The 3,317-nt window shown below is 69.3% G+C and carries 4 protein-coding genes; 3 read left to right on the top strand and 1 reads right to left on the bottom strand.

What is annotated here, in order from left to right:
• On the bottom strand, positions 1-396 hold a 396-nt coding region (locus tag DM816_RS41060), incomplete at its 3' end, for a serine/threonine-protein kinase (RefSeq protein WP_162908390.1).
• A 21-nt stretch (positions 397-417) separates the two neighbouring features.
• On the opposite strand from DM816_RS41060, the gene DM816_RS41055 reads away from it, so the two are divergent.
• The 3 genes from DM816_RS41055 to DM816_RS41045 form a co-directional block, all read left to right on the top strand.
• A complete protein-coding gene (locus DM816_RS41055; protein WP_117215832.1) occupies positions 418-1,995 on the top strand; it encodes an amidohydrolase in 1,578 nt (525 codons plus the stop codon).
• Complete coding sequence (locus DM816_RS41050; protein ID WP_246002733.1) at positions 1,988-2,569, top strand: nucleoside/nucleotide kinase family protein; 582 nt, start codon at positions 1,988-1,990, stop codon at positions 2,567-2,569. The genes DM816_RS41055 and DM816_RS41050 overlap by 8 nt, the downstream gene beginning before the upstream one ends.
• A gap of 52 nt (positions 2,570-2,621) precedes the next feature.
• A partial coding sequence (locus DM816_RS41045) for a glycosyltransferase family 39 protein (RefSeq protein ID WP_117215833.1) occupies positions 2,622-3,317 on the top strand: 696 nt, incomplete at its 3' end.

Below are 3,317 nucleotides of genomic sequence, written 5' to 3'. Positions count from 1 at the left end.
CACACCCTGCGCGTGCGCGGCGGCCAGCGCCCCGGCCACCTGCCCGCCGATCGCGGCGGCCTGCGGCCAGCTCAGCGGCCCACGGGCCAGCCGGTCGGCCAGCGTCTCGCCGTGCAGCAGCTCCATCACGATGTAGGGCGTGCTCTCGTGCTCGCCGTAGTCGTGCACGGCCGTGATGTTGGGGTGGGTGAGCTTCGCCGCGGCCTGCGCCTCGCGCCTGGCCCCCGCGCGCAGCCCCGGGTCGGCGGCGGCCTCGCCGATCAGCGTCTTGACCGCCACCTGCCGGCCCAGCACGCTGTCGTGGGCGAGCCACACCTGCGCCATGCCGCCCGCGCCGATCCGTCGTTCAAGCAGGTAGCGGTCGTGCAGTCTCGCGCCGGGGGTCAGTGGGGACATGGTGTATTACCGTATCCCACGGTGTACGCAGATCTTGCTTTCGTGGGTGGTCGTGCCCTTGTGCGGGGCGCGGTCCGGGACGTGTCGGTGGCCGTGAAGGGCGAGCGCATCGCCGAGGTCGGGGACATCGCGGTCCTGATCGGGCCGCGCACGCGTGTTGTCGAGCTGGGGCACCGGCTGCTGATTCCCGCGTTTCACGACGCCCATGCGCACCCGGTGTGGGGTGGGCTGGAATCGTTGCGGTGCAACCTTTCCGGGCTGCCGGACCTGCCCGCCTACCGCGACGCCATTGTCCGATATGCCCGGGGACTGCCGGAAGGCGCCTGGCTGACCGGTGCCGGCTGGTCCATGTCTGTTTTTCCGGGGGGTACCCCGAAAGCCGCGCAACTTGACGAGGCGTGCCCGGACCGGCCGGCCCTGCTGCACAACGGCGATCACCATGGCGCCTGGGTCAACTCGGCCGCGCTGGCGATCGCGGGGATCGACGCCTCGACGCCCGATCCGGTGGACGGCAGGATCGAGCGCGATCCGGACGGCACACCGACCGGCACCCTGCACGAGGGCGCCGTGACGCTGGTCACGCGGCACCTGCCCGGGTCGACGGCGGCCGAATACGAGGCGGGTCTGCGGGCCGGGCAGGCGCACATGCACGCGCTCGGGGTGGCCGGGTGGCAGGACGCGATCCTCGGCGCGTATGGCGGATACGAGGACGCCAGCCCGGCTTATCGAGCCTTGGCGGCGTCGGGCGAGCTCACGGCGCGGGTGTGCGGCGCGCTCTGGTGGGATCGCGCGCTGGGCGCTTCGCAAATCGAGTCGCTGGTCGCGCGGCGCGCATCGGTGGGCACGTTCTCCACGCCCATGGTGAAGATCATGCTGGACGGGGTATGCGAGAACTTCACGGCCGCGATGAGCTCACCGTACCTCTGCGGGCGCGGGAGCGGACTGTCGTTTGTAGACTTCGCCGAACTCCCGTCCTATGTGGAAGCATTGGCGCACAACGGGTTTGGCGTGCACTTTCATGCGATCGGTGATGCGGCGGTTCGCGCTGCGCTCGATGCGGTCGAGCGTTGCCCGAGCGGCGTGTCGGCGCAGATCGCACACTTGCAGGTCGTGCGTCCCGATGATGTGCCGAGATTCGCGAAGTTGGGCGTGACGGCCAACATTCAGGCGCTGTGGGCGCATCACGAACCCCAGCTCGACGAGCTTGCGCTGCCGTTCCTTGGCGAGGAACGGGCCCGCTGGCTGTATCCGTTCGGCGACCTCGCGCGCACGGGAGCCCCGCTGGCCGCGGGCAGCGACTGGCCCGTGAGCACGGCCGACCCGTGGCAGGCGATCCACGTGGCGGTGAACCGGTCCTACGCGGGCGGACGGGTGCTGCTCCCCGAGCAGCGGCTCGACCTGGCCACCGCGCTGACCGCATACACCGAGGGATCGGCGCGGGCCAACGGTTGGCGCGACACCGGGATTATCGCGCCGGGCATGCTGGCCGATCTGGCCGTGCTCGACCGGGACCCGTTCGCTGGGCCGGACGACGAGATCCGGCTGACGCAGGTCGCTCAGACATACGTTGGGGGTCGCCTTGTTTTCGAGCGTGCATGACGAGATCGTGCGCAGGCGGGTGCCGGGCCGGCGCATGATCGTGGGCATAGCCGGTGCCCCGGGCGCGGGCAAGTCGACGCTGGCGCAGCGGATCTGCGACGCGCTGGCGGGCGCTTGCGCGGTACCGATGGATGGTTTTCATCTTTCCAACGACGTCTTGAGAAGTCTGGGGCTCGCACGGGTGAAGGGCGCGCCACAGACGTTCGACGAGTCGGGATATGTGGCGCTGCTGCGGCGATTGCGGGCGCGTGAGGAGGACGTGGTCTATGCGCCGTCGTTCGACCACGTGATGAACGAGCCGATCGCCGGATCGATCCCGGTGCCGCGGGCGTGCGAGCTCGTGGTGACCGAGGGAAACTATCTGCTGGTTTGGCCCAAGGCCCGGGAGCTGCTGGACCTGACCGTCCACATTGATGCCGACCCGGACCTGCGGGTGACCGGGCTGATCGAACGGCAGCTGGCCAAGGGCCTGGACGAGGACGCGGCCCGGGAGTGGGTGTACCGGTCCGACGAGGCCAACGCCCGGGTGGTGCAAGCGCACGCCCATCTGGCCGACATGCAGGTTCACAGGTGATTCACAGCGGGCCCTGACACATCGCATAGGCGGGCACGAAAGTGTCGCTCGCATGAGCGAGGACTTGCCCGAGGGAATCGACCGGCATGCGCACCGGAGCGCAGCGGAGGGACACCCTGGAAAACGACTGCTGCGGCATCTTCCGCTTGCGCTGCTTCTGAGCGCGACGGCCGGGCTCTATCTGGTGGGCCTGAGCGAATCGGGCTGGGCCAATCCGTACTACTCGGCGGCGGCACAGGCGGCGTCGCAGAGCTGGAAGGCGTTCCTGTTCGGCTCGTTCGACTCGGCCAATTTCATCACCGTTGACAAGACGCCGGCCTCGTTGTGGCTTATGGGTTTGTCGGTACGGATATTCGGCCTCAGTTCGTTCGCGATCCTCCTGCCGCAGGCGTTGTGCGGGGTCGCGTCGGTGGGTGTGCTCTACGCGGCGGTGCGCCGGTGGACCGAAAGCATGACAGCGGGGCTGATTGCGGGAGCCGTGCTCGCGCTCACGCCCGTCGCGGTGCTGATGTTCCGGTTCAACAACCCGGACGCGCTGCTCGTGCTGGCGTTGACGGTCGGGGCATACGGGGTCACGAGAGCGCTCCAGACCGGACAGACGCGGTGGCTGGTGCTGGCGGGTGCGGTGGTCGGGCTCGGATTCCTGGCCAAGATGCTGCAGGCGTTTCTCGTACTGCCCGCGTTTGGGCTGGCGTATCTCATCGCGGGTCCGCCCAAGCTCGGCAAGCGGCTGGCCCAGTTGGGCGCG

Source organism: Allorhizocola rhizosphaerae (assembly GCF_003426775.1).
GTDB classification, from domain to species: domain Bacteria; phylum Actinomycetota; class Actinomycetes; order Mycobacteriales; family Micromonosporaceae; genus Allorhizocola; species Allorhizocola rhizosphaerae.
This window is presented reverse-complemented; position numbering and strand designations above follow the sequence as displayed.